Consider the following 588-nt stretch of genomic DNA (forward strand, 5'->3'; position numbering starts at 1 on the left):
CCCTTGGAGTTGAAGTGGTTGCCGACCACGAAGAGCTTCTCGCCGCGGAAGGTGAACTCGCCGACGAGCGGCTTGCGGCTGCTCTTCCAGGCGTCGGAGGTGGGGTTGATCCGGCCCGGCGAGACCGACAGCCTGGCGCCCTTGTTGCCGTCGCGGACCGCCTCGACGGCCGTGGTGGCGTCGCCGCCCGGACGGTCCACGAAGCTCACGCGCTGCGGGTTGAAGAGGAAGACGTTGCGGATGTTGCCACCGGGCTCGCCGCCGTCCGCGTCGTTGACCGGGTCGACGGAGCGCCAGTCGTAGGTGGGGCCTCCGGCCGCCTTGATGGCGTCGATGAACTGGGCGATGGTCTTGTCGGCCGCGACCGTGCCGTCGTCCTTGGCACCGTTGTTGTCCTGGATCTCCTCCAGGCTCACGATGTCCGGGGCGGCCAGGTTCTTGACGACGCCCTCGGCGAGCCGGTCGAACTTGCTCTGCGGGTCCGTCGGGTCGAGGTTCTCGACGTTGTACGTGGCGACGGAGACCTGGTTGGCCTTGCCCTTCTTCGCCACCTCCGGGGCGATCCCGCCGGAGGTGGCGAAGAAGGGC

General features: G+C 68.7%; 1 protein-coding gene. It reads right to left on the reverse strand.

The features are described 5' to 3' along the window. Positions 1-588: endonuclease/exonuclease/phosphatase family protein (locus tag CCN51_RS51395; protein ID WP_425444813.1), on the reverse strand; the 588-nt coding region annotated here is incomplete at both ends.

The sequence above is a fragment of the Streptomyces milbemycinicus genome, assembly GCF_002154605.1.
GTDB classification, from domain to species: domain Bacteria; phylum Actinomycetota; class Actinomycetes; order Streptomycetales; family Streptomycetaceae; genus Streptomyces; species Streptomyces milbemycinicus.